Here is a 22,136-nt window from a genome sequence, read left to right on the forward strand (position 1 = left end):
TGCTCCCGCTGGGCTGCGAAGCGGCCCCCGCTTTTTTCAGGAAAACTGTGCAAACAGGTTTTGCGCCTGCTGCGCAGTCGAGCGGGAGCAAGCTCCCTCGCCACAAAGGTGGGGAGGCGTAGTAGCCGGTTGTTACCCGCCCGAACGGATAAGGTCTACCTTGAAGACTCCTGCAAGCCCATTCCCAGAGGAGTCCTCCCCATGGCCGCGAAAAAAATCCTGTTGCTGGTCGGCGATTACGTCGAAGACTACGAAGTGATGGTGCCGTTCCAGGCCCTGCAGATGGTCGGCCACACCGTGCACGCCGTGTGCCCGGACAAGGCCGCCGGCAAGACCGTGCGCACCGCGATCCATGACTTCGAAGGCGATCAGACCTACAGCGAGAAACCCGGGCACCTGTTCGCCCTCAACTTCGACTTCGCGAAGGTCGCCGAGGCCGATTACGACGCGCTGCTGATCCCCGGTGGCCGTGCGCCGGAATACCTGCGCCTGAACGATAAAGTCCTGGAACTGGTGCGCGCCTTCGACAAGGCCGGCAAGCCGATTGCCGCGGTCTGCCACGGCGCGCAATTGCTGGCAGCGGCTGGGGTTCTCGAAGGTCGCGAATGCAGCGCTTATCCGGCCTGCGCCCCGGAAGTGCGACTGGCTGGCGGCACGTTCATCGATATCCCGGTGACCGACGGCCACGTTCAAGGCAATCTGGCGACTGCGCCAGCATGGCCGGCGCATCCGAACTGGCTGGCCGGTTTCCTCGGCCTGCTCGGCACCCAAATCACCCTGTAACGAGGATTCGCCGATGTGCGAGCTCTACGTCAAGGCCGACCCGATTCTCTATGAATCCCGCTCGCGCTCACTGCGCATCTGCGGCGTGGTGACAACGCTGCGCCTGGAAAATCAGTTCTGGGACATCCTCAGCGAAATCGCCGAAGTCGATGGCATGACCACCAACCAGTTGATCGCCAAGCTGTATGAAGAGGTGATGGATTATCGCGGCGAGGTGGTGAACTTTGCTTCGTTTCTGCGGGTGAGTTGTACGCGCTATCTGAGTCAGCGGCGGGGGACGGAGCCGCAGTTGTCGGTGGTGCGAGCAGTGGTGAAACAGTCCTGACCGAGTTGACCCCATCGCGGGCAAGCCCGCTCCCACGGGTTTCTCTGGTGCTCACAAATGTTGTGATCGCTGACGAACTCGGTGGGAGCGGGCTTGCCCGCGATGGGGCCGGTACAGGCGACAGAAGTGTTGGGCTGGTCTTTACTCTGAAGCACGAAACCCCTCAACCGCCAAGGAGAATCGAGCATGTCCGGATGGTACGAAGTGAGCAAAAGCAGCAACGGCCAGTTCAGGTTTGTGTTGAAGGCCGCTAACGCTGAAACCATTCTCACCAGCGAGCTCTACACCACCCGCAGCGCTGCTGAAAATGGCATTGCAGCGGTGCAGGCCAACAGCCCGCTGGATGAACGCTACGAGAAAAAGACCACCAAGGATGGTCATCCTTACTTCAACCTCAAGGCTGCCAACCACCAGATCATCGGCAGCAGCGAGTCCTACTCCAACGACGCCGCGTGTGCCAAAGGCATCGCCAGCGTCAAGGCCAACGGGCCGAGCAAAGTGATCAAGGACAAGACCCTGCCGGTGCTCTGAATTCCCTCTCAAATTTCACACAGCTCCTGTGGGAGCGGGCTTGCCCGCGATGGGGGCCTATCATTCAGCATTGATGTTGACTGATACACCGCTATCGCTGGCAAGCCAGCTCCCACAGGTAATTGTGTGTGAGATCAACGCAGGGTCTTGAGGATTGCTTTTAGCTGAGCTTGCCCAGCTTCGCTCAACGGAAACACCGGCAACCGTGGATCGCCCACCTCCAGTCCGGTTTGACGCAGTCCGGCCTTGATCGTCGCCGGCAAACCGCCCTTGAGGATGAAATCCAGCAGCGGCAACTGGCGATAGAACAGCTTGCGTGCGTGTTCCAGATCACCGGCCAGCGCAGCCGCATACAGATCCAGGTTCAACTGCGGGATCAGGTTCGGCGCGGCGGTGCACCAGCCTTTGGCCCCGGCGGCAAACGCCTCCAGCGCCAATGGGTTGCAGCCGTTGTAGAACGGCACCTGGCCTTCACCGAGCAATTGCAGCTTGTGCATGCGCTGAATGTCGCCAGTGCTCTCCTTGACCATGGTCACGTTTTCCACGCCATTGACGATGCGCAGAATCAGCTCAACCGACATGTCGGTGCCGCTGGTGGCCGGGTTGTTGTAGAGCATGATCGGCACGCCGATGCTGTCGCCGATGGCGCGGTAATGGGCGAGGATTTCCGCTTCGCTGAGTTTCCAGTAGGAGGCGGGCAATACCATTACCACATCGGCGCCGTGGGCTTCAGCGAAGCGTGCGCGGCGTACGGCTTTGGCGGTGGTCAGGTCGGACACGCTGACGATGGTCGGCACCCGTTTGGCCACGTGCTGGATGCTGAACTCGGCGACCTGATCCCACTCGGCGTCGCTCAGATAGGCGCCTTCGCCGGTGCTGCCCAGCGGGGCGATGGCGTGGACGCCGCTGTCGATCAGGCGATCGATGGATTGGCCGAGGGCCGGCAGATCGAGGCCTTCGCCGTTGGCGCTGAACGGGGTGATGGTGTAACCGATGATGCCGTGAATATTGGACATGATGAGTCTCCGGAAAAAGCTGAAATCAGTTCAGGCAATCGGCGTGTTGGCGCAGGTTCTGCCGGGCGTAGTAGTTGAAGGCGGCGGCGTGGCGTTTGGGTTTCGACACCCAGTCATGGGCCTCGCGCCCCAGCGCCGGAATGATCGGTTTGATCGTACCGGCGGCCATCGCCAGCAGCTGCAGTCTGGCGGCGCGCTCGATCAGTTGGGCGATGACACAGGCCTCTTCGATCGTGCTGCCGGTCGACAGCTGGCCGTGGTGCGATAACAGAATGGCGCGCTTGTCGCCCAGCGCACCGGCGATCAGTTCGCCTTCTTCGTTACCCACCGGCACCCCCGGCCAGCCTTCGAGAAACGCGCAGTCGTCGTACAGCGGGCACAGGTCCATGTGGGAGATTTCCAACGGCACTTCGAGCATCGACAACGCGGCAATGTGCGTCGGGTGGGTGTGGATGATGCAGTTCACGTCCGGCCGGGCGCGGTAGACCCAGCTGTGGAAACGGTTGGCCGGGTTGGCCATGCCGTGACCTTCGAGCACCTCCAGGTCTTCGTTGACCAGCAGCAGATTGCTCGCGGTGATTTCATCGAAACCCAGGCCCAGTTGCTGAGTGTAATAGGTTCCCGGTTGCGGACCGCGAGCGGTGATTTGTCCGGCCAGACCGGAGTCGTGACCGCTCTCGAACAGGATCCGGCAGGTCAGCGCCAGCTTTTGCCGGTCAGTCCACGTATTATCCGCCAGGCTTTTTTGCATTTGGGTCAGCGCTTGCTTGACCAGTTGCTCTTTGGGTAGTGCTAATGTCTTGGCCATGTCTGTGTCCTTTGGGTGATTGCAAATGACACGAAAGAGCCTATATGACACAAAGTGTCATAAGCAAGCATGAATCGTCGCTTCCTTGATGGAATAACCGCTGCGCATGTCTATCCGTTTGAAATTGTTGAGAAAAAAACTTGGGGTAACGCTTGAGGCACTGGCCGAAAAATCCGGCATGACCAAGAGTTATCTGTCGAAAGTCGAACGCGGGTTGAACACTCCGTCGATTGCGGCCGCGCTGAAATTGGCGAAGGCGCTGAACGTTAAGGTCGAGGAACTGTTCTCCGAAGACAACGTCAGCCTCGACAGCTACAGCCTGGTGCGCAGCCACGAACGCCAGTCACTGGCGGCCAACGATCAGAGCCCGGGGTACGCGGTGCTGGCGCATCAGGTCAGTGAACGCAACCTGCTGCCATTCATCATCTACCCGCCGCGCGAATTCACCGACAAGACCTTCAAGGAGCATTTGGGCGAGGAGTTTCTGTTCGTCCACGAAGGGCAGGTGGAAGTGGATTTCATGAACGAGCGGGTGCTGCTGGAACGCGGCGATGCGCTGCATTTCAACGCGCAGAAGCCGCACCGGATCAGATCGGTGGGCGAGGTGCAGGCGCAGTTGCTGGTGGTGGTGCACAGCAGCGAAGAATGAGTTGGCCCCAAAAGCTTCGCGAGCAAGCTCGCTCCCACAGTAGTTCGCGTTCCAATGTGGGAGCGAGCCTGCTCGCGAAGGCTTCACCGCAAATCTCAGGCCGGAACCACCGCCTCGGTGATCCCCAGAAACCGGCACAATTCCTCGCGCTTGGCCAACGCATCGCGCCGTCCCAGGTCGATCAGCTCGCTGCAATACCCCGCCTCGAACAGCAGATAACTCAGCACCCCTGCCCCACTCGTTTTCGTCGCCCCCGGGCCGCGCAAGAACAAACGCAACGCCGCCGGTAACTCCTGGCGATGCCGCGCGGCGATCTCGTCGATCGGCTGACTCGGCGCAATCACCAGCACGTCCACTGGCGCCACGCCCAACTCACGAGTCGGCACGCCCTCGGGCATCAGGTGGCTGAACTGGTTCAGACGCTGCAGCAACTCGATGTCGCTCTCCAGACTGTCAATGAATGTGCTGTTGAGCATGTGCCCGCCGATCTGCGCCAGCGTCGGCTGCTGCCCGGTGTAGGCGCGCTCCAGCGGCTGCTGCGGATCAAAACCGCGCGGGTTGCCGCTCACACCCACCACCAGCACCCGACTCGCGCCCAGGTGCAGCGCCGGACTGATCGGTGCCGATTGGCGGACTGCGCCGTCGCCGAAATATTCCTCACCGATTTTCACCGGAGCAAACAGCAACGGGATCGCCGAACTGGCCAGCAAATGATCCACCGACAATTGCGCCGGCACGCCGATCCGTCGATGGCGCAACCACGCATCGATCGTGCCGCCGCCCTGATAAAAGGTCACCGCCTGCCCCGACTCGTAGCCGAACGCGGTTACCGCCACCGCATGCAACTGCTTGCGGGCGATGGATTCGGCGATGCCGGGCATGTGCAGTTTTTCATTGAGCAGGTCGCGCAGCGGCGAACTGTTGAGCAGCGCCACCGGCAGTTGCCGACCGATGCCGAGCAGGCTGTGACTGACAAAGCGGCTGGCCTGACGAATCACCCCGGGCCAGTCACTGCGCAACACCCGATGGCTGCGAAAGCCCTGCCAGAACAGCGTAAGGCGTTCGATGGCCGCGCGGAAATCAGTGGCGCCACTGGCCAGGCTGACCGCATTGATCGCCCCGGCCGAGGTGCCGACGATCACCGGAAACGGATTGTCCGCGCCCAGCGGCAGCAATTCGGCAATCGCCGCCAGCACCCCCACCTGATATGCCGCCCGAGCCCCGCCGCCGGAAAGAATCAAACCTGTGACCGGTTCAGCTGGGCTCATCGCAACGCTCCGTGGTGCTTGAAAGGGTGAGTGAATCAGCCGCGCCGTTTCGGGTAAAGCTTCGGCTCGCCCGGTGGACGACTCTTGAAGCGGCGATGCGCCCACAAGTATTGCTCAGGGCAGGCGCGCAAGGCGCTTTCCACCCACTGGTTGATGCGGATGCAGTCGGCCTCTTCGGTTTCACCCGGAAAGTCTTCCAGCGGCGGATGAATCACCAGCTTGTAACCGCTGCCGTCGGCCAGACGCTCCTGAGTGAACGGCACCACCAGCGCTTTACCCAACCGGGCGAATTTGGTGGTCGCGGTCACGGTCGCTGCCTGAATGCCGAACAGCGGCACAAAGATACTCTGCTTGGCGCCATAGTCCTGATCCGGCGCGTACCAGATCGCCCGGCCCGAACGCAGCAGCTTGAGCATGCCGCGCACGTCGTCACGCTCCACCGCCAGCGAATCGAGGTTGTGCCGCTCGCGGCCGCGACGCTGGACGAAGTCGAACAACGGGTTCTTGTGCTCGCGGTACATGCCGTCGATGGTGTGCTGCTGGCCGAGCAGCGCCGCGCCGATTTCCAGGGTGGTGAAGTGCGCGGCCATGAGGATCACGCCTTTGCCTTCGCGCTGGGCCTTTTGCAAATGCTCCAGGCCTTCGACGTGAGCCAGTTTGGCCAGACGCTCACGGGACCACCACCAGCTCATCGCCATTTCAAAAAACGCGATGCCGGTGGAGGCGAAGTTTTCCTTGAGCAGACGCTTGCGCTCGGCGGCGGATTTTTCCGGGAAGCACAGCTCCAGATTGCGTTTGGCGATGCGCCGCCGGTCGCCGGCCACGCGATACATCAATGCGCCCAGCACACGACCGATCGTCAGTAACACCGCATAGGGCAACTGCACAACCAGCCACAACAGCCCCAGACCGCACCAGAGCGGCCAGAAGCGGGGAGAAAGATAGGCTCTTCGAAAACGCGGGCGATCCATTAAAGCTTCCGTAAATTCAGTGGCCGCGCATTCTACATCGTTCGACCCGGCTTGCGGCTCGCGGGCGTTCTCGTTATAAGTCTCGGCACTTTTAGTGACAAGCCGTTGTATGCCGATATGAGCCAAAACGAATCGCCAGACCGAGATCCCGTGTTCCAGTTGAAGGGCAGCATGCTGGCCATTACGGTGCTGGAACTGTCCCGCAACGACCTCGACAGCCTTGATCGGCAACTGGCCGCCAAAGTCGCCCAGGCGCCGAATTTCTTCAGCAATGCGCCGCTGGTCCTGGCGCTGGACAAACTGCCGCCCGGCGAAGGCGCGGTCGATCTGCCCGGGCTGATGCGGGTGTGCCGCCAGCATGGTCTGCGCACCTTGGCGATCCGCGCCAGCCGTATCGAAGACATCGCCGCCGCCATCGCCATCGACATCCCGGTGCTGCCGCCGTCCGGTGCCCGTGAGCGGCCGCTGGAAGCCCCGGAACCGGAAGTCAAAAAGAAGCCGGAAAAGCCGCCGGAGCCGACGGTCAAACCGACCCGCGTCATCACCACGCCAGTACGTGGTGGCCAACAGATATACGCCCAGGGTGGCGATTTGGTCGTGGTGTCGTCGGTCAGTCCGGGGGCGGAACTTCTGGCCGATGGCAACATCCATGTATACGGCCCGATGCGCGGTCGCGCCCTGGCCGGCGTCAAAGGCGACACCAAGGCGCGGATTTTCTGTCAGCAATTGAGCGCTGAACTGATCTCCATCGCCGGGCATTACAAGGTTTCCGAAGATTTGCGCCGCGATCCACTGTGGGGCTCCGGTGTACAGGTCAGCCTGTCGGCCGACGTGTTGAACATCATTCGGCTTTAACGGATACTGCCGCATTTTCCAAGCATCTCTAAAACGTAGCGAAAACGGCTCAAACGAAGTAGGAAAAAGGATCAAGGAGCGTTTGCCCCCGGCAAGTGCGACTTGCGCCGAATTCCAGCCAAGGCTGTCCGACTGCAGTAGTTTTCAAGAGATGTTTTTCAGGGGCTAAACAGTCCTTCTTCCTTAGGGGTGAAACACCTTGGCCAAGATTCTCGTGGTTACATCCGGCAAGGGTGGTGTGGGTAAGACCACCACCAGCGCCGCTATCGGTACCGGCCTCGCTCTGCGCGGCCACAAAACAGTGATCGTCGACTTCGACGTGGGCCTGCGTAACCTCGACCTGATCATGGGTTGCGAGCGTCGCGTGGTGTACGACTTCGTCAACGTGGTCAACGGCGAAGCCAACCTGCAGCAGGCCCTGATCAAAGACAAGCGCCTGGAAAACCTCTACGTACTGGCCGCCAGCCAGACCCGCGACAAAGACGCGCTGACCCAGGAAGGCGTGGAAAAAGTCCTGATGCAGTTGAAGGAAGACTTCGACTTCGTGGTCTGCGACTCCCCGGCGGGCATCGAGAAAGGCGCGCACCTGGCGATGTACTTCGCCGACGAAGCGATCATCGTGACCAACCCGGAAGTATCCTCGGTACGTGACTCGGACCGCATGCTCGGCCTGCTGGCCAGCAAATCGCGTCGTGCCGAACTCGGCGAAGAGCCGATCAAGGAACACCTCCTGCTGACCCGTTACAACCCGCAGCGCGTCAGCGATGGCGAAATGCTGGGCGTCGAAGACGTGAAGGAAATCCTGGCCGTGACCCTGCTGGGCGTCATCCCTGAGTCGCAGGCAGTCCTGAAGGCTTCCAACTCGGGTGTCCCGGTGATTCTCGACGACCAGAGCGATGCCGGTCAGGCCTACAGCGATGCCGTTGATCGTCTGCTGGGCAAAGAAAAAGAACATCGTTTCCTCGATGTTACGAAGAAGGGATTCTTCGAGCGCCTGTTTGGAGGTAGGTAATGAACCTTTTTGACTTCTTTCGTGCCAACAAAAAGCCAAGTACCGCCTCGGTAGCGAAAGAGCGTCTACAGATCATCGTGGCGCATGAGCGCGGCCAGCGCAGCACACCGGATTACCTGCCAGCCTTGCAGAAGGAACTGGTCGACGTGATCCGCAAGTACGTCAACATCGGCAACGACGACGTACATGTTGCACTGGAAAGCCAGGGCAGTTGCTCGATTCTGGAACTCAACATCACCCTGCCTGATCGCTGAGTCGATCCGGCAGGAACGACGGCGGTTCAGGGTCACTCCCATGCGGGAATGGCCCTGAACCGCCGTTGGCATTTGTTACGAGGCTATTTTAATGCCGTTGTCCAACATCCGCATCATCCATCAGGACGCCGCTGTACTGGTGGTCGACAAGCCGACCTTGCTGCTCTCGGTGCCCGGTCGCGCCGACGACAACAAGGACTGCCTGATCACCCGCCTGCAGGAAAACGGCTACCCGGAGGCGCGTATCGTCCATCGCCTGGACTGGGAAACCTCCGGCATCATTCTGCTGGCCCGTGACGCCGACACCCACCGCGAACTGTCGCGACAGTTTCACGACCGCGAAACCGAAAAGGCCTACACCGCCCTGGCCTGGGGTCAGCCGGAACTGGACAGTGGCAGCATCGATTTGCCGCTGCGCTACGACCCACCGACCAAACCGCGCCACGTGGTCGACCACGAATTCGGCAAACACGCACTGACCTTCTGGCGCGTACTGGAACGTTGCGGCGACTGGTGCCGCGTCGAACTGACGCCAATCACCGGGCGCTCGCACCAGTTGCGCGTGCACATGCTGTCCATCGGGCACCCGTTGCTGGGCGACGGGCTCTACGCCCACGAACAGGCCCTCGCCGCCTGGCCGCGCCTGTGCCTGCACGCCAGCATGCTCAGCTTCACCCACCCGCAAACCGGCGAACGTCTGCGCTTCGAATGCCCGGCACCGTTCTGACAAGCACCACCGAACCCATGTGGGAGCGAGCCTGCTCGCGAATGCAATTGATCAGTCAGCATCAATGTTGAATGTCATAGCGCTTTTCGCGAACAGGCTCGCTCCCCACAGGGATCCGGTCCGGATTCAATTCCCCGGCCGATGCGTTAAACTCGCGCCCATTGCTGTCTGGAGCTTCTTATGCGCGAAGAGTTGAACCAAGGCCTGATCGACTTCCTCAAGGCCTCCCCTACCCCGTTCCACGCCACCGCCAGCCTTGTTCAGCGTCTGGAGGCCGCCGGTTACGTGCGCCTCGACGAGCGCGAGCCATGGACCACCGAGGCCAACGGCCGCTATTACGTCACCCGTAACGACTCCTCGATCGTCGCGATCAAAATGGGCCGCAACTCGCCGCTGCACGACGGTATCCGCCTGGTCGGCGCCCACACCGACAGCCCGTGCCTGCGGGTCAAGCCGCAACCGGAACTGCAACGTCAGGGCTTCTGGCAACTGGGCGTTGAAGTGTACGGCGGCGCACTGCTGGCGCCGTGGTTCGACCGCGACCTGTCGCTGGCCGGCCGCGTTACCTTCCGTCGCGACGGCAAGGTCGAAAGCCAGTTGATCGACTTCAAGGCACCGATCGCGATCATTCCCAACCTGGCGATTCACCTCAACCGTGAAGCCAACCAAGGCTGGGCGATCAACGCACAGACCGAGCTGCCGCCGATACTCGCGCAGTTCGCCGGTGACGAGCGCGTCGACTTCCGTGCGGTACTGACCGATCAACTGGCTCGCGAACACGGCCTGAACGCCGACGTGGTGCTGGATTACGAGCTGAGTTTCTACGACACCCAAAGCGCGGCGATCATCGGCCTGCATGGCGACTTCATCGCCGGCGCGCGCCTGGACAACTTGCTGTCCTGCTACGCCGGCCTGCAAGCCCTGCTCAGCGCCGACACCGAAGAGACCTGCGTGCTGGTGTGCAACGATCACGAAGAAGTCGGCTCCTGCTCGGCGTGCGGCGCCGATGGCCCGATGCTCGAACAGACCCTGCGCCGCCTGCTGCCGGAAGGCGACGAGTTCGTGCGCACCATTCAGAAATCGCTGCTGGTCTCGGCCGACAACGCCCACGGCGTACACCCCAACTACGCCGAGAAGCACGACGCCAACCACGGCCCGAAACTCAACGCCGGCCCGGTGATCAAGGTCAACAGCAACCAGCGCTACGCCACCAACAGCGAAACCGCCGGATTTTTCCGCCACCTGTGCATGGCAGAAGAAGTGCCGGTGCAGAGCTTCGTGGTACGCAGCGACATGGGTTGCGGTTCGACCATCGGCCCGATCACCGCCAGCCACCTGGGCGTGCGCACCGTCGATATCGGCCTGCCGACCTTCGCCATGCACTCGATCCGCGAACTGTGCGGCAGCCATGACCTGGCACACCTGGTCAAAGTGCTGAGCGCGTTCTACGCCTCCCGTGAATTGCCGTAATCGCTAAACGATCATCTCTCGGGATGATCACAAATCCCTGCAGGGGCTGCCGCAGGCTGCGATCTTTTGACCTTAAGCCGTCTGCACCGTCCCGAATGCACCTTGACGCATCAGCAGAATCACCAACCCCGAACGCCCCCGCCGCCATCAACAATGGCAACGCATGCCCCGCTGATCCACTGGCTGCCCGCTCCCGCGAGCAAAGGCCCGATCAGACAGCCCACACCCCACAGCTGCGCAATGTGCGCATTGGCTCGCACCAGCGCATCGTCGCGATAACGCTCGCCGATCAGGATCAGTGACAAGGTGAACAGGCCACCGGCACTGGCCCCGAACAACACCCACAACGGCCAGATCAGCAGCGTGTCGATCAACAGCGGAATCGCCAGGCTCGACAGCATCAGGATCACCGCGCATCCGGTAAACAACGTGCGCCGCGACAGGTAGTCTGCCAACGCGCCAATCGGCAGTTGCAACAGCGCGTCGCCGACCACCACGGTGCTGACCATCGCCAGCGCAATCTCGGCAGTGAAGCCCTGCTGCAGGCAATACACCGGCAGCAGCGTGAGGATCATCGCCTCGAACGCGGCGAACAACGACACCGCCCAGGCAATCGCCGGCAACTCGCGGGCAAATCCCCAGAGATCGCCGAAGGTCACACTGCTGGCTTCACTGCTCGGCGCCCCGCTGCGGCCCATCAACAGAAAAGGCGAAATCGTCAGCAGCCCGACGCCGACCCAGAATCCATAATCATGCTCAGTACCCAACGCCCCCAGAAGCAATGGACCAGACAGTTGGCTCAATGCATAACTGCTGCCATACAGAGCGACCAGTCGCCCGCGCCAGTTTTCGACGACCAGTTGGTTGATCCAGCTTTCGCCAAGGATGAACACGATGGTCAGGATCACCCCGATCATCAGGCGCAATACCAGCCAGACCGGATAACTCGGCAGCAGCGCCAGCAGGCCAATCGACAACGCGCCGGCCCACAGGCACAGGCGCATCAGGTTGGCTGTGCCGAAACGCGCCGCCAGATGACTGGAAATCTTCGCGCCCAGCAATACGCCAATTGCCGGCATCGCCGCCATCACACCGATGGCGAAAGAGCCATAGCCCCACCCCTCCAGACGCAACGACACCAGCGGCATGCTGACCCCCAGGGCCAGACCGACACTCAAGACAGACGCCAACACGGCGAAATACGTCGCCCAACGCATGGTCCACGCTCCTGTGGATTATTTTTATGTACACCACAAAACCAAATGTGGGAGCAAACCCTGTGGTGAGGGGATTCATCTCCGACAGGTCGCGCAGCGACCTCAAAACCTGCACCATCAAATGCACTGGTTTTGCGACTGCTTCGCAGCCGATCGGGGATAAATCCCCTCAGCACAGAGACTTGCTCCCACAGGGATCTCTGCTCGATTCGGGAGCCTGATTCACTCAGGCTCCCGTCAACGATTTACAGCTTGATCCACGTCGCCTTCAGTTCGGTGTACTTGTCGAATGCATGCAACGACTTGTCACGACCGTTGCCTGACTGCTTGAAGCCGCCGAACGGTGCGGTCATGTCGCCGCCGTCATACTGGTTGACCCACACGCTACCGGCGCGCAGCGCTTTGGCGGTCAGGTGCGCTTTGGAGATGTCCTGGGTCCAGACTGCTGCGGCCAGGCCATACGGCGTATCGTTGGCGATCTGGATCGCCTCTTCGGCGGTGTCGAAAGCAATGACCGACAGCACCGGGCCGAAGATCTCTTCCTGAGCGATCTTCATCGCGTTGCTCACGCCGTCGAAAATCGTCGGCTCGACGTAAGTGCCACCGGTTTCCTGGAGGATGCGCTTGCCGCCAGCGACCAGTTTGGCGCCGTCGCTGTGACCGGATTCGATGTACGACAGCACGGTGTTCATCTGCTGGGTATCGACCAGCGCACCAACGTTGGTCGCCGGATCCAGCGGGTTGCCCGGCTTCCAGGTTTTCAGCGCCTCGATCACCATCGGCAGGAATTTGTCCTTGATCGAACGCTCGACCAGCAGACGCGAACCGGCGGTGCAGACCTCGCCCTGGTTGAAGGCAATGGCGCTGGCGGCGGATTCGGCAGCGGCTTGCAGGTCCGGCGCATCAGCGAAGACGATGTTCGGGCTCTTGCCGCCGGCTTCCAGCCACACGCGCTTCATGTTCGATTCGCCGGAGTAGATCATCAACTGCTTGGCGATTTTGGTCGAACCAGTGAACACCAGCGTGTCGACATCGTTGTGCAACGCCAGCGCCTTGCCAACGGTGTGGCCGTAGCCCGGCAGCACGTTGAGCACGCCTTTCGGAATGCCGGCCTCAACCGCCAGCGCAGCGATGCGGATGGCAGTCAGCGGGGATTTTTCAGACGGCTTGAGGATCACCGAGTTACCGGTCGACAACGCCGGGCCGAGTTTCCAGCAGGCCATCATCAGCGGGAAGTTCCACGGCACGATGGCGCCGACCACGCCGACCGGCTCGCGGGTCACCAGACCCAGTTGATCGTGCGGAGTGGCGGCGACTTCGTCGTAGATCTTGTCGATCGCCTCGCCGCTCCAGCTCAGGGCCTGCGCCGCGCCGGGCACGTCGATGTACAGCGAATCACTGATCGGCTTGCCCATGTCGAGGGTTTCGAGCAGCGCCAGTTCTTCGGCGTGCTGCTTGAGCAGGCCGGCGAAACGAATCATGGTGGCTTTGCGTTTGGTCGGTGCCAGGCGCGACCAGACGCCGGAATTGAAGGTGGCGCGAGCGTTTTCCACAGCGCGCTGAGCGTCGGCGGCGTCACAGCTGGCGATCTTGCCCAGCAGACGGCCATCGACCGGGCTGATGCACTCGAAAGTCTCGCCAGAAACGGCGTCGGTGTATTCACCGTTGAGGTAGGCGCGGCCTTCGATCTTCAGGTCGCGGGCGCGTTGTTCCCAATCGGCACGAGTCAGGGTGGTCATTCGAGTGTCCTCCTCTTGTTGAATAGAGCGCCGCGTTCTTCGCGGTCGTCTTCAGGAATGCTGCCCGGCCAGCCTGCTTTTCGGCCCAAGGCACCCGCCACCCTAAACCAGCGGCCGGGTTTGTTTCAATATATTTGACATAAGCGCGCCATACGACCTTGCGGTGTTCATTTTAATAAACATAGACTTTGGCACTTTCAAGTCACCGCGCCGTCATCACGGGAGAAAACAACAATGAACATCCAGAACGTCGTCGACATCAGCCTGACCACCAGCGCAGCCGAACGCTATCGCCCGGACCCGGCCAAAGTGCTCAAGGGCGATCCCGAGCAAGCGGTGTTCAACCAGTACGACAGCCCTTGCGGGCAAATGGGTGTCGGCGTGTGGGAAGGCGCGGTTGGCCAATGGACGGTGAACTACACCGAGCACGAATATTGCGAAATCCTGCAGGGAGTTTCGGTGCTGCGTGACAGCGATGGCAATGCCAAGACCTTGCGCGTGGGTGACCGCTTTGTGATTCCAGCCGGCTTCCGTGGCACCTGGGAAGTGCTGGAGGCTTGCCGCAAGGTCTATGTGATCTTTGAACAGAAGGCTTGAGGACTTTCGCTGACTGCTCCGGCCCTTTCGCTGGCAAGCCAGTTCCCACAGGTTTTGTGGTTAACACCAATATTGTGAACACCGGTAATCACTGTGGGAGCTGGCTTGCCAGCGATGAGGCCCGGCCTGACACCGCAGAAATCCGAGGCAACAAAAAAGGCCCGTATCGTGAGATACGGGCCTTTTTCGTAAGTCGGGAAAAATCAATTACTTGATTTTGCCTTCCTTGTAGATCACGTGCTTGCGAACAACCGGATCATATTTCTTGATCTCGATTTTGTCCGGGGTAGTACGCTTGTTCTTGTCGGTAGTGTAGAAGTGACCAGTACCGGCGCTCGAAATCAAACGAATCAATTCACGCATGATTAGCTCCCTTAAATCTTGCCGTCGCGACGCAGCTCGGCCAGCACAACGCTGATGCCACGCTTGTCGATGATACGCATGCCTTTGGCGGAAACGCGCAGGCGTACGAAACGTTTCTCTTCTTCAACCCAGAAGCGGTGATGCTGCAGGTTCGGCAGGAAACGACGACGGGTTTTGTTGTTTGCGTGGGAAATGTTATTCCCGGTTACCGGACCCTTACCGGTAACTTGACATACTCTCGACATGCCTCAGCCCTCTAAAACCACATGCCCAACCCGGCATGGGTTGGCCGCTTAATCTCTCAGTCATTTGGCGCCAGGCGCCGCGTTTCTTTAGAGGTCTTACCGGCTACACCTACAGTGAAGGAACCGGGCCCCTAGAAAAGAGCGCTGCTTTATACCAGAAAGACCGGGGTGCAACAACAATGGATGTGCAATCGACCGGTAAAAACGCGCATTTTCCGGCTGCGGACGCTTTGGATAAAGGCTGAGGCGCGTTTTGACCACTCGTCGCAGAAAACCGCTCTAAAAGAGGTTCCCGACTTTTCCTCGTGCACCGTGGTCTGAAAAACACCACTGTCCCGGCCCGAAAAATGCAAAAAGGGGATAGTCATTTGCAATCCAGCCCTCTAGGGTAACCCTTTTCCAGACTGCACCTGCAGATGGGCCTTCGATCTGTAAAGGAAGCCGACCATGCGCCTCGCTGCCCTACCCCTGTTGCTCGCCCCGCTTCTGCTGAGCCCCCTGGCCCAGGCTGCCGCCCTGAGCGTGTGCACCGAGGCCAGCCCTGAAGGGTTCGACGTGGTGCAATACAACTCGCTGACCACCACCAATGCCTCGGCCGACGTACTGATGAACCGCCTGGTGGACTTCGACACCGCCAGCGGCAAAGTCGTGCCAAGCCTGGCCGACAGCTGGGAAGTCAGCCCCGATGGCCTGAGTTACGTGTTCAAGCTGCACCCGCAGGTGAAGTTTCACAGCACTGACTATTTCAAGCCGACCCGCACCCTGAGCGCCGAAGACGTCAAGTTCAGCTTCGACCGCATGCTCGACCCGGCCAACCCATGGCACAAAGTGGCGCAAAGCGGCTTCCCGCACGCCCAGTCCATGCAGTTGCCGACGCTGATCAAGAAGATCGACGCACTCGACCCGCTGACCGTGCGCTTTACCCTCGACCACCCGGATTCGACGTTTCTCGCGACGCTGAGCATGGGCTTCGCCTCCATCTATTCCGCCGAATATGCGGACAAGCTGCTCAAGGCCGACGCCACCGACAAGCTCAACAGCCAACCGATCGGCACCGGTCCGTTCGTGTTCACGCGCTTCCAGAAAGACGCCTCGGTGCGCTACAAGGCCAACCCGGACTATTTTGGCGGCAAGCCTGCGGTCGATCCGCTGATCTTCGCCATCACCCCGGACGCCAACGTGCGCCTGCAAAAACTGCGGCGCAACGAGTGCCAGATCGCTCTGTCGCCAAAACCGCTGGACGTGAAGGCCGCGCAAGAAGAGCCGACGCTGAAAGTGGAAAAGACTGACGCGTTCATGACCGCTTTCGTCGGCATCAACAGCCAGCATCCACCGCTCGACAAACCGGAAGTGCGCCAGGCGATCAACCTCGCCTTCGACAAAGCCAACTACGTCAAAGCCGTGTTCGAAGACACTGCCGAACCCGCCAACGGCCCTTACCCGCCGAACACCTGGAGCTACGCGAAGAACCTGCCGGGCTATCCGCACGACGTGGCCAAAGCCAAGGCATTACTGGCCAAGGCCGGAGTCAAGGACGGTTTCCAGACCACCATCTGGACACGTCCGTCCGGCAGCCTGCTCAACCCGAACCCGAGCCTGGGTGCACAGTTGCTGCAATCGGACCTGGCGGAAATCGGCATTCAGGCGGAAATCCGTGTGATTGAGTGGGGCGAACTGATTCGCCGCGCCAAGGCGGGCGAGCATGATCTGCTGTTCATGGGCTGGGCCGGTGACAACGGTGACCCGGACAACTTCCTCACGCCGCAGTTTTCCTGCGCAGCGGTCAAGTCCGGCACCAACTTCGCCCGCTACTGCAATGCCGACCTGGACAAGCTGATCAGCGCTGGCAAGACCACCAGCGAACAGGGCGTGCGCACCAAACTCTACGAGCAGGCGCAGGCGCAGATTCAGCAGCAGGCGCTGTGGTTGCCACTGGCCCACCCGACCGCCTATGCGCTGACGCGTAAAGACGTTCAGGGTTACTCCGTCAGCCCGTTTGGGCGGCAGGACTACTCCAAGGTCAACCTGAAATAACCCACCACAACACAAAACCTGTGGGAGCTGGCTTGCCAGCGATAGTGGACTGACAGACAGCATTGTGCTGAATGTGCCGCCGCCATCGCTGGCAAGCCAGCTCCCACAGGGTTTTGCATTCTCCCACCGGATCTACATCCAGCCACACTCCGCCATCGACAGCGGTTCGCCATCGCCGACGATAAAGTGATCGAGCACCCGCACATCAATCAGATCCAGAGCCTTCTGCAAACGCTTGGTCAGTTGCCGATCCGCCTGGCTCGGATCGCTGTTCCCCGATGGATGGTTGTGGCAGAGAATCACCGCCGCCGCGTTGTTGGCCAATGAGCGCTTCACCACTTCCCGGGGATGCACGCTGGTATTGTCGATCGAGCCGCGAAATAGCGCCTCGAACGTCAGCACTTGATGCTTGGAATCAAGAAACAGGCAGCCAAACACCTCGTGGGGCTCATGGCGCAGCATGGATTTGAGGTAATCCCGAACAGCCTGTGGATTCTCCAGTGCCGGCTCTCTACGTGAGCGCTCGGCCAGATACCGGCGGTTCATTTCTTGGGCAGCCTGCAACTGCGCAAACTTTGCGGGCCCCAGCCCCAACTGTTTGCTGAATGCTTCCTGATCGGCCTCAAGCAACAAACGCAGGCTGCCGAACTGATTCAACAAGTGTCGCGCCAGGTCCACTGCGCTTTTTCCAGCGACTCCCGTACGCAAAAAAATCGCCAGTAACTCGGCGTCTGAAAGGCTCGCAGGGCCCTGTTCCAACAACCTTTCTCGCGGCCGCTCCGCCGCCGGCCAATCGCGAATACTCATACACGTTCCTTGTCTGTGGGCGCCGCTGTTCCGTAGCGGTCGCTGTGATATCGTAGCCCATCTTTTTTGCGGGCGAATTCACCCTGGGGAGGGGGTTTCGCCACGTATCAACCACGAAATGAAAGGCAGACCTATGCAGCGGCTGTATCGGAAACGCATCGTTCTGGGCGTCGGCGGCGGCATTGCAGCCTACAAGAGTGCCGATCTGGTTCGTCGCCTGATCGACCAGGGTGCCGAAGTGCGCGTGGTCATGACCCATGGCGGCGCCGAGTTCATCACCCCGCTGACCATGCAGGCCCTGTCCGGGCACCCGGTTCACCTCGATTTGCTCGACCCGGCTGCCGAAGCGGCGATGGGCCACATCGAGCTGGCCAAGTGGGCCGATCTGGTATTGATCGCCCCGGCCACCGCCGACCTGATCGCCCGTCTGGCCCAGGGCATCGCCAACGATTTGCTGACCACGCTGGTTCTTGCTACCGACGCCGTAGTGGCCGTCGCGCCGGCAATGAACCAGGCCATGTGGCGCGATCCGGCGACCCAAGCCAACCTGCAACTGCTTGAAAGCCGTGGCCTGAAGACCTTTGGCCCGGCCTCCGGCAGTCAGGCTTGCGGCGACGTCGGCATGGGCCGGATGATGGAAGCCACCGATCTGGCGCAGTGTGCGGCGGACTGCTTCCAGCGTCAGGCACTGACCGGCAAGCACGTAGTGATCACCGCCGGCCCGACCCAGGAAAACATCGACCCGGTGCGCTACATCACCAACCACAGCTCCGGGAAAATGGGCTTTGCCCTCGCCGAAGCCGCGGTGGAAGCCGGCGCCCGCGTGACGCTGATCAGCGGCCCGGTACACCTGCCAACGCCGGATCGCGTCACGCGCATCGACGTGGTCAGTGCGCGGGACATGCTCGCGGCCTGCGAAGCCGCGATCCCGTGTGACGTGTTTATCGCCTCGGCTGCGGTAGCGGACTACCGTCCGGAAGTCGTTGCCCCGCAAAAACTCAAGAAAGACCCTACAAGCGGCGACGGCTTCGTCCTGCAAATGGTGCGTAACCCGGACATCCTGGCCACCATCGCGACCCGTCCCGACCGTCCGTTCAGTGTCGGCTTCGCCGCCGAGACCGAACACCTGCTCGACTACGCTGCACGCAAGCTGAAAGACAAGAATCTCGATTTGATCGTCGCCAACGACGTGGCCAATCCGAGCATCGGGTTCAACAGCGAAGAAAACGCCTGCAGCGTGATCGACCGTGAGCTTCACGCCACCGTTTTCGCCCAGACCAGCAAGGGCAAGATCGCTCGCCAACTGGTCACTTTTATCGCCGAACGTCTGAACCAGGTTTAATTTACATGCACGCTTTGCAAGCCAAGATCCTCGACCCCCGCATCGGTACCGAATTCCCGCTGCCACAATACGCCACCCCGGGCTCCGCCGGCCTCGACCTGCGCGCCATGCTGGAGCAGGACATCGTGATCAAGCCGGGTGAAACCGTGCTGATCCCTACCGGTCTGTCGGTCTACATCGGCGACCCGAACCTCGCCGCGCTGATCCTGCCGCGCTCGGGCATGGGCCACAAGCACGGCATCGTGCTGGGCAACCTCGTCGGCCTGATCGACTCGGACTACCAGGGCCCGCTGATGGTGTCCTGCTGGAACCGTGGCCAGAGCGACTTCACCATGACCGTCGGCGAGCGCCTGGCGCAACTGGTGCTGGTGCCGGTAGTACAGGCGCACTTCGAAATGGTGGAAGAGTTCGTCGAAACCGAGCGCGGCGCGGGCGGCTTCGGTCATACCGGCACTAAATAACCCTGAAACATTATTGTGGCGAGGGGATTTATCCCCGATGGGCTGCGAAGCGGCCCCAAGACTTTTGGATCTGTTGCGCAGCCATCGGGGATAAATCCCCTCACCACAAATTTGTGCATTTTCGACAGCAGGTTTTAACACCGAAAATCAAGGTTTTGCCGGCCAAAAGCCACGCCAGCCGAGGCGTCATGGCCCTTTCACACCACGAACTCTCTGTGGAAAACGCCGTCATACCCTTCAGTTTGAGCCTGCCGCCGAGTGAATCGTCGGTCTGTCCCGCCCTTTTCGAGATGGAGCATTTGTGCAGATGAGCACCCCAGCCAAGATCGCCCCGAAGCTTCCCGACAGCATCTTCCGTGCCTACGACATTCGCGGCACCGTGCCGGAATTCCTCAATACTGAAACCGCTTATTGGATCGGCCGCGCCATCGGCTCGCAGAGCCTGGCCCAGGGCGAACCGAACGTGTCGGTCGGTCGTGACGGTCGCCTGTCCGGCCCGGAGCTGGTTGCCGAACTGATCCGCGGTATCGCCGAAAGCGGCTGCCATGTCAGCGACGTTGGCCTGGTTCCGACCCCGGCGCTGTACTACGCGGCGAACGTGCTGGCCGGCAAGTCTGGCGTAATGCTCACCGGCAGCCACAACCCGTCGAACTACAACGGCTTCAAGATCGTGATCGCCGGCGACACCCTCGCCAACGAGCAGATCCAGGTGCTGCACGAGCGCATCAAGACCAATGACCTGACCAGCGGTCAGGGCAGCGTGACCCAGGTCGAAATCCTCGACCGCTACACCACTGAAATCGTCAAGGACGTCAAACTGGCCCGACGCCTGAAAGTCGTGGTCGACTGCGGCAACGGTGCGGCTGGCGTGATCGCCCCGCAACTGATCGAAGCGCTGAACTGCGAAGTCATTCCGCTGTTCTGCGAAGTCGACGGCAACTTCCCCAACCACCACCCGGACCCGGGCAAACCCGAGAACCTCGTCGACCTGATCGCCAAGGTCAAGGAAACCAACGCCGATCTCGGCCTGGCCTTCGACGGCGACGGCGACCGTGTCGGCGTGGTGACCAACACCGGCAGCATCGTCTACCCGGATCGCCTGCTGATGCTGTTTGCCCGCGACGTGGTGGCGCGCAATCCCGATGCGGAAATCATCTTCGACGTCAAATGCACCCGCCGTCTGGTGCCGCTGATCAAGGAGTACGGCGGTCGCCCGCTAATGTGGAAGACCGGTCATTCGTTGATCAAAAAGAAAATGAAACAATCCGGCGCTCTATTGGCCGGCGAGATGAGCGGGCACATCTTCTTCAAGGAGCGCTGGTTCGGTTTCGACGACGGTATTTACAGCGCCGCACGGCTGCTGGAGATCCTCAGCAAGGAAAAATCCACCGCCGAAGAGCTGTTTGCGACCTTCCCGAACGATATTTCTACGCCGGAAATCAATATCCATGTGACCGAAGAGAGCAAATTCAGCATCATTGATGCACTGCACGACGCACAGTGGGGTCCAGGCGCTGACCTGACCACCATCGACGGCGTGCGAGTCGATTACGCCAAAGGCTGGGGCCTGGTGCGCGCCTCCAACACCACACCGGTGCTGGTGCTGCGTTTCGAGGCCGATGACGAGGCAGAACTTGCGCGTATCAAGGCGGTGTTCCACACCCAACTGAAACGCGTTGCACCTGATCTCCAACTACCGTTCTGATTCACCCGGAGCCCTGAATGACCCTCGAACGCGAAGCCGCCGCCCACACCGCCCAGGTCCTGTCCGAAGCGTTGCCTTACATCCGACGTTATGTCGGCAAGACTCTGGTGATCAAATACGGCGGCAACGCGATGGAAAGCGAGGAGCTGAAAACCGGCTTCGCCCGCGACATCGTCTTGATGAAAGCCGTGGGCATCAACCCGGTGGTGGTTCACGGCGGCGGCCCGCAGATCGGTGATCTGCTCAAACGCCTGTCGATCGAAAGCCACTTTGTCGATGGCATGCGCGTCACTGACGCGGCGACCATGGACGTGGTGGAAATGGTCCTCGGCGGTCAGGTCAACAAAAGCATCGTCAACCTGATCAACCGCCACGGTGGCAGCGCCATCGGCCTGACCGGTAAAGACGCCGGTCTGATTCGTGCGAAGAAACTGACCGTCACCCGCCAGACTCCGGAGATGACCCAGCCGGAAATCATCGACATCGGTCAGGTCGGTGAAGTGGTCGGGATCAACACTGAACTGTTGAATCTGCTGGTCAAAGGCAACTTCATACCGGTGATCGCGCCCATCGGCGTCGGTGAGAACGGCGAGTCGTACAACATCAACGCTGACCTGGTGGCCGGCAAGGTCGCCGAGGCGCTGAAAGCCGAGAAGCTGATGCTGCTGACCAACATCGCCGGCCTGATGGACAAGTCGGGCACTGTGTTGACCGGCCTGAGCACCCAGCAGGTCGACGACCTGATCGCCGACGGCACCATCTACGGCGGCATGCTGCCAAAGATCCGCTGTGCGCTGGAAGCGGTTCAGGGCGGCGTCGGCAGCTCGCTGATCATCGACGGTCGCGTACCGAACGCGATCCTGCTGGAAATCTTCACCGATACCGGTGTGGGTACGCTGATCAGCAATCGCAAGCGTCCGTAAGCCGTCGCGGAAAACCAAAAAGACCCCCGCTCAG

Annotated in this window: 22 protein-coding genes and 2 pseudogenes; 15 read left to right on the forward strand and 9 right to left on the reverse strand. The window is 60.8% G+C overall.

Translation table 11 applies throughout. From position 1 onward, the window contains the following. Positions 1 to 201 precede the first annotated feature (201 nt). The 3 genes from HT737_RS14515 to HT737_RS14525 all read left to right on the forward strand — a co-directional run bounded on the left by HT737_RS14515 (position 202) and on the right by HT737_RS14525 (position 1,639). Positions 202 to 783: a DJ-1/PfpI family protein gene (locus tag HT737_RS14515; RefSeq protein ID WP_182403013.1), complete on the forward strand. Its 582-nt coding sequence runs from the start codon at positions 202 to 204 to the stop codon at positions 781 to 783. A 13-nt stretch (positions 784 to 796) separates the two neighbouring features. Beyond that, entirely contained in the window at positions 797 to 1,108 is a 312-nt protein-coding gene (locus HT737_RS14520) for a ribbon-helix-helix domain-containing protein (RefSeq protein ID WP_047292209.1), read from the forward strand. A 186-nt stretch (positions 1,109 to 1,294) separates the two neighbouring features. Beyond that, complete coding sequence (locus HT737_RS14525) at positions 1,295 to 1,639, forward strand: YegP family protein (protein ID WP_182403015.1); 345 nt, start codon at positions 1,295 to 1,297, stop codon at positions 1,637 to 1,639. A 134-nt stretch (positions 1,640 to 1,773) separates the two neighbouring features. On the opposite strand, the gene HT737_RS14530 is transcribed toward HT737_RS14525, so the two are convergent. After that, positions 1,774 to 2,658 carry a dihydrodipicolinate synthase family protein gene (locus HT737_RS14530; protein WP_182403024.1) on the reverse strand — a complete coding sequence of 295 codons (885 nt, stop codon included), beginning with the start codon at positions 2,656 to 2,658 and terminating at the stop codon, positions 1,774 to 1,776. A gap of 22 nt (positions 2,659 to 2,680) precedes the next feature. Continuing rightward, the gene (locus HT737_RS14535) at positions 2,681 to 3,463 is read right to left on the reverse strand and encodes an aldolase (RefSeq protein WP_047292216.1); all 783 of its coding nucleotides are present in this window, start codon (positions 3,461 to 3,463) and stop codon (positions 2,681 to 2,683) included. A gap of 106 nt (positions 3,464 to 3,569) precedes the next feature. Here HT737_RS14535 and HT737_RS14540 point away from each other — a divergent pair, with 106 nt between their 5' ends. Further along, positions 3,570 to 4,112 carry a helix-turn-helix domain-containing protein gene (locus tag HT737_RS14540; protein ID WP_027614428.1) on the forward strand — a complete coding sequence of 181 codons (543 nt, stop codon included), beginning with the start codon at positions 3,570 to 3,572 and terminating at the stop codon, positions 4,110 to 4,112. Between the two features lie 95 nt (positions 4,113 to 4,207). Here the strand turns inward: HT737_RS14540 and HT737_RS14545 are convergent, their stop codons facing one another. After that, on the reverse strand, positions 4,208 to 5,380 hold the full coding sequence (locus tag HT737_RS14545) for a patatin-like phospholipase family protein (RefSeq protein WP_182403017.1): 1,173 nt from the start codon (positions 5,378 to 5,380) through the stop codon (positions 4,208 to 4,210). A gap of 35 nt (positions 5,381 to 5,415) precedes the next feature. Then, positions 5,416 to 6,351, reverse strand: a complete 936-nt coding sequence (locus HT737_RS14550; RefSeq protein WP_150368069.1) for a lipid A biosynthesis lauroyl acyltransferase — start codon at positions 6,349 to 6,351, stop codon at positions 5,416 to 5,418. Between the two features lie 117 nt (positions 6,352 to 6,468). Here HT737_RS14550 and minC point away from each other — a divergent pair, with 117 nt between their 5' ends. The 5 genes from minC to HT737_RS14575 all read left to right on the forward strand — a co-directional run bounded on the left by minC (position 6,469) and on the right by HT737_RS14575 (position 10,669). Next, on the forward strand, positions 6,469 to 7,206 hold the full coding sequence (gene minC, locus HT737_RS14555) for a septum site-determining protein MinC (RefSeq protein WP_027613349.1): 738 nt from the start codon (positions 6,469 to 6,471) through the stop codon (positions 7,204 to 7,206). A gap of 199 nt (positions 7,207 to 7,405) precedes the next feature. Then, entirely contained in the window at positions 7,406 to 8,218 is an 813-nt protein-coding gene (minD, locus tag HT737_RS14560) for a septum site-determining protein MinD (RefSeq protein WP_007960626.1), read from the forward strand. After that, entirely contained in the window at positions 8,218 to 8,472 is a 255-nt protein-coding gene (gene minE / locus HT737_RS14565; RefSeq protein WP_003223146.1) for a cell division topological specificity factor MinE, read from the forward strand. Before minD ends, minE begins: the two co-directional genes overlap by 1 nt. A gap of 91 nt (positions 8,473 to 8,563) precedes the next feature. Beyond that, positions 8,564 to 9,199 (forward strand): RluA family pseudouridine synthase, encoded by a 636-nt coding sequence (locus HT737_RS14570; protein WP_007960625.1) that lies wholly within the window; start codon positions 8,564 to 8,566, stop codon positions 9,197 to 9,199. Positions 9,200 to 9,379: 180 nt separating this feature from the next. Continuing rightward, the gene (locus tag HT737_RS14575) at positions 9,380 to 10,669 is read left to right on the forward strand and encodes a M18 family aminopeptidase (protein ID WP_047292939.1); all 1,290 of its coding nucleotides are present in this window, start codon (positions 9,380 to 9,382) and stop codon (positions 10,667 to 10,669) included. 72 nt (positions 10,670 to 10,741) lie between these two features. On the opposite strand, the pseudogene HT737_RS14580 reads toward HT737_RS14575, so the two are convergent. After that, positions 10,742 to 11,886, reverse strand: a pseudogene (locus HT737_RS14580) (MFS transporter). A gap of 245 nt (positions 11,887 to 12,131) precedes the next feature. Further along, on the reverse strand, positions 12,132 to 13,625 hold the full coding sequence (locus HT737_RS14585) for an aldehyde dehydrogenase (RefSeq protein ID WP_041071948.1): 1,494 nt from the start codon (positions 13,623 to 13,625) through the stop codon (positions 12,132 to 12,134). Positions 13,626 to 13,859: 234 nt separating this feature from the next. On the opposite strand from HT737_RS14585, the gene HT737_RS14590 reads away from it, so the two are divergent. Next, the gene (locus HT737_RS14590; RefSeq protein ID WP_041071946.1) at positions 13,860 to 14,222 is read left to right on the forward strand and encodes a cupin domain-containing protein; all 363 of its coding nucleotides are present in this window, start codon (positions 13,860 to 13,862) and stop codon (positions 14,220 to 14,222) included. A gap of 207 nt (positions 14,223 to 14,429) precedes the next feature. Here the strand turns inward: HT737_RS14590 and rpmG are convergent, their stop codons facing one another. Together rpmG and rpmB are read right to left on the reverse strand one after the other, a co-directional pair. Continuing rightward, entirely contained in the window at positions 14,430 to 14,585 is a 156-nt protein-coding gene (rpmG, locus tag HT737_RS14595) for a 50S ribosomal protein L33 (protein ID WP_003177274.1), read from the reverse strand. An 11-nt stretch (positions 14,586 to 14,596) separates the two neighbouring features. Further along, positions 14,597 to 14,830: a 50S ribosomal protein L28 gene (gene rpmB / locus HT737_RS14600; RefSeq protein ID WP_003229474.1), complete on the reverse strand. Its 234-nt coding sequence runs from the start codon at positions 14,828 to 14,830 to the stop codon at positions 14,597 to 14,599. Between the two features lie 447 nt (positions 14,831 to 15,277). Here rpmB and HT737_RS14605 point away from each other — a divergent pair, with 447 nt between their 5' ends. After that, a complete protein-coding gene (locus tag HT737_RS14605) occupies positions 15,278 to 16,864 on the forward strand; it encodes an ABC transporter substrate-binding protein (protein ID WP_182403020.1) in 1,587 nt (528 codons plus the stop codon). 132 nt (positions 16,865 to 16,996) lie between these two features. Here the strand turns inward: HT737_RS14605 and radC are convergent, their stop codons facing one another. Then, on the reverse strand, positions 16,997 to 17,671 hold the full coding sequence (radC, locus tag HT737_RS14610; RefSeq protein WP_047297276.1) for a DNA repair protein RadC: 675 nt from the start codon (positions 17,669 to 17,671) through the stop codon (positions 16,997 to 16,999). A gap of 133 nt (positions 17,672 to 17,804) precedes the next feature. Between radC and coaBC the strand changes: the two genes are divergently transcribed. The 4 genes and pseudogenes from coaBC (at position 17,805) to argB (ending at position 22,102) form a co-directional block, all read left to right on the forward strand. Continuing rightward, positions 17,805 to 19,013 carry a bifunctional phosphopantothenoylcysteine decarboxylase/phosphopantothenate--cysteine ligase CoaBC gene (coaBC, locus tag HT737_RS14615; RefSeq protein ID WP_182403026.1) on the forward strand — a complete coding sequence of 403 codons (1,209 nt, stop codon included), beginning with the start codon at positions 17,805 to 17,807 and terminating at the stop codon, positions 19,011 to 19,013. A gap of 5 nt (positions 19,014 to 19,018) precedes the next feature. After that, a complete protein-coding gene (dut, locus tag HT737_RS14620; RefSeq protein WP_003229483.1) occupies positions 19,019 to 19,474 on the forward strand; it encodes a dUTP diphosphatase in 456 nt (151 codons plus the stop codon). A 328-nt stretch (positions 19,475 to 19,802) separates the two neighbouring features. Next, a pseudogene (locus HT737_RS14625) lies at positions 19,803 to 21,179 on the forward strand (phosphomannomutase/phosphoglucomutase); the annotation flags it as partial. Between the two features lie 17 nt (positions 21,180 to 21,196). Then, entirely contained in the window at positions 21,197 to 22,102 is a 906-nt protein-coding gene (argB, locus tag HT737_RS14630) for an acetylglutamate kinase (protein ID WP_003229488.1), read from the forward strand. The last annotated feature ends 34 nt before the right edge of the window (positions 22,103 to 22,136 follow it).

Origin of the sequence: Pseudomonas sp. MD195_PC81_125, assembly GCF_014060985.1 — a bacterium.
In the GTDB taxonomy this organism is placed as follows: Bacteria; Pseudomonadota; Gammaproteobacteria; order Pseudomonadales; family Pseudomonadaceae; genus Aquipseudomonas; species Aquipseudomonas parakoreensis.